Here is a 5,301-nt window from a genome sequence, read left to right as displayed (position 1 = left end):
CGGTAAAAGCTTGGTTAAGCCTCGCCCTCTCTTCTTTGTTCTCGAGTCGCTCAAGCACTGCTGCACCCAGACTCTCAGCCGTGGCGTCGTCCTGAAGCAGCTCTGGAACAAGCTGGCGCTTGGCGAGGAGATTGGGCAATGCGACATGAGGCACCTTCACCAACTTCGACAGAAGAGCATAGCTGAACCCGCTCAGGCGGTACCCTACAACCATCGGCTTTTTAAGAAGCATCGCTTCGAGTGTTGCCGTTCCAGAGGCCAAGAGCACAACGTCGGACGCGGCCATCACATCTCTGGAACGCCCACGTACGATGGTAACCGGAAGCTTCACCTTCAACGCATCGACCAGATCGCGCACCTGCTTCTCCCGGTCCCGGTTCACGCAGGGGATCACCAACTGTAGATCAGGTCTTCTTTCCTGTATCCAGCGAGAGGCTTCAAGAAACAAGGTACCAAGTCTCTCCACTTCTCCTGCACGACTACCGGGAAGAACCGCCAGTACGGGTGCGTCCGCATCTATTCCCAACGACTCCCGCATCTTGAGGGTATCCGGCGCCATGGGAATTCGATCTGCCAGTGGATGGCCCACGAAGGCCACAGGCACCTGATGCTCCTCGTAAAACCTTGCCTCGAAAGGAAACAGGGTCAACATCAGGTTGACCGATTTGGCAATTTTGAAGATCCGCTTCTGCCGCCAGGCCCAAACCGAGGGGCTGACATAATGCACGGAAAGAATGCCGGCCTCGCGGCAGCGCCGTTCGATCGCAAGCGTAAAATCCGGAGAATCGATACCGATCACAACATCCGGTGGCGTGGCGAAGAAATAGTCCAGGAGCCGGGCCCGGATGCTGAACAGTTCACGAATTCGTCCAAGAACCTCCACCAGCCCCATGACCGAAAGACGTTCCATCGGCACCAGGGAATGAAATCCCTCCGCAACCATTTCCTCCCCGCCAATGCCGACGAACCGGGCCTGGGGATAGCGTTGGCGCAGCGAACGGATCAGGCCGGCACCGAGGATATCCCCCGATGCCTCACCGGCGATGATTCCGAATGTAATTTTACGCTCGCTGATGGTCGCGTGAGAAAGATCTGTCACCGACAGGCTCCTGCCGGGTTAGCGGATGATGCCGCGGTGAGCTCCACGCAGGGAGTCAATGAGGGGACGTATTTCTGCAACATCGGAGTAGGACTTCTCAAGCTCTTCGACGGCCTGTTCGGTTGTCAGCCCCTGGCGATAGATCACCTTGTAGGCGCGGCGTAAAGCCAGCAAGACATCCTTGCTGAAACCACGGCGCTTGAGGCCTTCCACGTTCATGCCGTGTGGCTGGGCGGACTGACCGCTCGCCATCACATAGGCCGGAATGTCCTTGAGTACGATGCTGCCACCAGCCGCCATGCTGTGGGGACCAATATGACAGAACTGGTGCACCATGGTACCACCGCCCAGAATCGCGAAATCGCCGACCGAAACATGGCCCGCAAGGGTGGCACAATTGGCCAGAATGGTGTTGTCACCGACGATACAGTCATGAGCGACATGCACGTACGCCATCAAAAGATTGCCACTGCCGATACGGGTTTCACCCCGGTCCTGGACCGTGCCCCGATGAACCGTGCAATTCTCGCGAATCACGTTGTTGTCGCCAATCACCAGTGTGGTTGGCTCGCCCGCGTATTTCTTGTCCTGGCATTCCTCGCCGATACTGGAGAACTGGAAAATACGGTTATTCCGGCCGATAACCGTCGGCCCCTTGACCACCACGTGGGACAGGATCTCGGTACCCTCGCCGATTTCCACATCGGGGCCAATGTAGCTCCAGGGCCCGACAGTAACGTTGTCCCCGAGCCTGGCTGACGGGTCTACAATCGCCTGAGGATGGACACCCGACCAGTCATTTGTCGCCATCAAACTTCTCTCTCAGCGGTCAGAATCTCTGCCACGCAGACGACTTCACCGTCGACCAGGGCGCGACACTCGAATTTGTAAATACCCCGTTTACCGGAGATGAGTTCCGACTCCATGCACAGTTGATCTCCCGGCAAAACCGGGCGCTTGAACCGTGCCTTGCTTGAGCCGGCGAGGTATTGTACCACGCCGTCAGAAGGTTTCCGGCCCACAGTCACAAAACCGAGAATGCCCGAGAGCTGGGCCATGGCTTCGATAATCAGGACGCCCGGCATGATCGGGTTGTTCGGGAAGTGGCCCTGAAAGAATGACTCGTTGAACGAAATATTCTTGTAGCCCTTGATCGATTTTCCTTTTTCGACCTCCGTTACCCGATCCACCAGCAAAAACGGGTATCGGTGCGGCAGGTATTCCAGAATTTCGTCGATGTTCATCATGTTGATCGGCCTCAGCCCTCTAATTTCTTTTCCAGTTCTTTGACCCGTCGCGCCAGCGCATCCAGTTGCCGGAAGCGCACAGCATTCTTGCGCCACTGACGGTTGGTATCGGCGCTGGTGCCAGATGAATAGACTCCGGGCTCACGAATATCTCCGGTCACCAGAGTCATACCTGTCAGATGGACCTGATCCGCAATCTCGAGATGGCCGGCCACGCCCGAGGCGCCACCAAACACGCAATGCCGACCAATACGAGTACTTCCGGCAATACCAACCATGGCCGCCATGGCGCTGTGATCACCGATGCGAACGTTATGGGCAATCTGGATCAGGTTATCGAGCTTTACACCGTTGCCAATCACCGTGTCGTCCAGTGCACCGCGATCAATGGTGGTGTTTGCACCCACTTCTACATCATTTCCGAGCACAACCCGACCGAGTTGCGCGATACGATGCCATACGCCCTTCTCATTGGCGAAGCCAAAACCGTCGGAGCCAATAACGGCGCCGCTGAGGATGTGACAACGCTCACCAACGACCACATCGTGGGCCAGAGTCACCCGTGGCCGGATTAAAGTCCGGGCCCCGACCCTGGCGCGGGCGCCAATAACCGAGCCGGCTCCCACGACGACTTTCTCGCCAATGTCAGCCCCTGCTTCCACCACCACATTAGGACCGATACAGGCATCGTCAGCGATGCTGGCCGACGGATCGACCACAGCAGTCGCGTGAACGCCGGGCAAAGCAACAGGCGCGGGATCAAACCAGTGGCTCAGCTGAGCATAGCCGAGGTAGGGATTGTCCAGTAACAGGACGTTGGTCGGAGCATCCTTCGCCGAGGCCGGCGAAGCAATAACCGCCGAAGCACGTGTATCCGCCAGATACTTGCCATAGGAAGGGTTAGCGAGAAAACTGATCTGGCCGGGCACGGCGGCCTGCAACGTCGCCAGCCCCGATACCCTGATATCAGGATCACCGCGCAGCTCCGCACCCAGGGCATTGGCAATATCCCCCAGGCGATAGGACCTTTCTGTCATTGCGTGCTCCCAAGCAACGATCAGGGCACCGGGGTGCCCGTCACAGATTAACGGTTCAGTTTTTCAAGAAGCTGAGAGGTCAGGTTCATTTCAGGCTTCACATAGACAACAGCTTCGCTGGGCAGGATCAGATCGAGATTGTTCTCTTCAAGAAGCTCCTTGACCGCCGCGTCCACCTCGGGACGGGCCTGCTCCAGAAATGCCTGCTTACGCTGATTCACCGTTGAATCGAGCCGTTGCTTCAGGAAGTTGAACTCTTTTACCTTTTCCTGGAACTCACCGGCCAGCTTGTTGCGCTCGCTCTCATTCATCATGGCACCGTCTTTCTCCAGGCGCTCCTGGAGCTTGCGGGCCTCTTCCTGAGCTTCGCGCACCCGGGCCTCATCGCCCGTAAAATCCTTCTGGAGGGATTCGCTGAAGGTCCTGGCATCGTCTGAAGAGAACAGTGCCTGACGCAGGTCGACCACACCAATTCGGGTTTCAGCCATGGCCGGGAATGAAAACGCCATAACCATGGCGGCGAATATCAACATGAATCGGGACATTGGTTTTCTCCTGATTTTCATCCGTAGGTTGTTATTATCCATGCGCTAGAAGGTCTGGCCCAGCGAGAACTGGAATACCTGGGTGTCATCACCCGGCTTGTCGTTCAGCGGCTTCGCCAGACTGAAGGCCAGCGGGCCAACAGCGGTAATCCACTGGAAGCCAATACCGGCGGACATTCTGATTTCGCTCAGTTCCGGATCGAAACCGCGCGCAGTGTCGAACACCTGACCTGCGTCCAGGAAAAACGCCGTTCTCATGGAGCGGGTATCACCGGCAAAGGGCGTGGGGAATATCAGCTCAACACCACCTTCAGTGAGCAGGTTACCGCCGAACGGATCCGGGCGTGAGAGGTCGTTGACGTTGTTCGTAGCAAGGAGACCCAAGGAGTTGGCCCGGTACCCCCGAACCGATCCGTAGCCCCCTGTATAGAAGTACTCGTAAAACGGCATCTGGGTCCGATCTCCGTAACCATCACCATAACCGATCTCTGAACGCGCCCGTAAGATCCAGCGATTATCGTCAGTCACCGGATAGTAGAAATCGGTCTTGTGTGTCACCTTGTAAAAGGTCAGATCGCTGCCCGGCACTGCTACGTCAAGCGACAACGACTGGCTATGGCCATCACTGGGCAGAACACCCCGGTTGAAAGTACTGCGGCGCCAGCTGCCGAAGAGGAAGAAGTTATTGAACGAATCCCCTTCCTCATCAATGAACTGAATGACCTCCTGTGAGGTGAACCGGCCTTCCTTAAGATTGGACTGGGTAAACCCGGCCCCAAAGTTCAAACGGGTGATATTGTCCGTGGGATAACCGAAGGTGATACGGCCGCCATATTCGTCCAGCAGGAAGGCGGAGATATACTCTTCCTCATAATCGGTTTGCCGGGCAAAAAGACTGTAGCCACGGCTTACGCCGTCAACCGTGTAGTAAGGGTCCAGGTAGGAGACGTTTGCGCTTTTGACAAACTCACTCACGTTGACACCGAAAGAGACGCGCTTCCCGGTACCGAAAAAATTATTCTCGGACACGTTGGCGCCAAGAATCACCCCGGACTGCTGCGAGAAACCGACGGAAGCGGAAAGACTGCCCGTCGGCTGTTCTGCCACGGAGTAGTTCACATCAACCAGATCGTCGGTGCCCGGAACTGGTACCGTCTCAACATTCACCATCTCGAAGAAGCCGAGACGCTCCAGTCTGGTCTTGGAGAAGTCGATACGATCCGAAGAAGCCACGCCCCTTTCCATCTGCGTCATTTCCTGGCGGAGAACGTCGTCACGAGTCGACACGTTGCCCTCGAAATTGATCCGTCGCACATAGGCCCGTTTGCCCGGCTCAACAAAGAAGGTGACGGCGGCTGTGTTGTTTTCTCCCG

Annotated in this window: 6 protein-coding genes; all 6 read right to left on the bottom strand. The window is 56.7% G+C overall.

The genetic code is table 11. From position 1 onward, the window contains the following. The coding region (lpxB, locus tag B2W52_RS14050; protein ID WP_286803628.1) for a lipid-A-disaccharide synthase at positions 1-1,099 on the bottom strand (1,099 nt) is incomplete at its 3' end. A gap of 18 nt (positions 1,100-1,117) precedes the next feature. Further along, positions 1,118-1,909 carry an acyl-ACP--UDP-N-acetylglucosamine O-acyltransferase gene (gene lpxA / locus B2W52_RS14045; RefSeq protein WP_008170364.1) on the bottom strand — a complete coding sequence of 264 codons (792 nt, stop codon included), beginning with the start codon at positions 1,907-1,909 and terminating at the stop codon, positions 1,118-1,120. After that, complete coding sequence (gene fabZ / locus B2W52_RS14040; protein WP_008170365.1) at positions 1,909-2,346, bottom strand: 3-hydroxyacyl-ACP dehydratase FabZ; 438 nt, start codon at positions 2,344-2,346, stop codon at positions 1,909-1,911. Before fabZ ends, lpxA begins: the two co-directional genes overlap by 1 nt. An 11-nt stretch (positions 2,347-2,357) precedes the next feature. Next, positions 2,358-3,383, bottom strand: coding sequence for a UDP-3-O-(3-hydroxymyristoyl)glucosamine N-acyltransferase (gene lpxD, locus B2W52_RS14035; protein ID WP_008170366.1), 1,026 nt, complete (start codon positions 3,381-3,383; stop codon positions 2,358-2,360). 47 nt (positions 3,384-3,430) lie between these two features. Beyond that, positions 3,431-3,928 (bottom strand): OmpH/Skp family outer membrane protein, encoded by a 498-nt coding sequence (locus tag B2W52_RS14030; RefSeq protein WP_008170367.1) that lies wholly within the window; start codon positions 3,926-3,928, stop codon positions 3,431-3,433. Between the two features lie 45 nt (positions 3,929-3,973). Next, positions 3,974-5,301 (bottom strand): outer membrane protein assembly factor BamA (gene bamA / locus B2W52_RS14025; protein WP_286803627.1); only part of this gene is annotated, 1,328 nt, incomplete at its 5' end.

This window comes from Marinobacter sp. UBA2498 (genome assembly GCF_002341575.1).
Lineage (GTDB): Bacteria > Pseudomonadota > Gammaproteobacteria > Pseudomonadales > Oleiphilaceae > Marinobacter > Marinobacter manganoxydans.
This window is presented reverse-complemented; position numbering and strand designations above follow the sequence as displayed.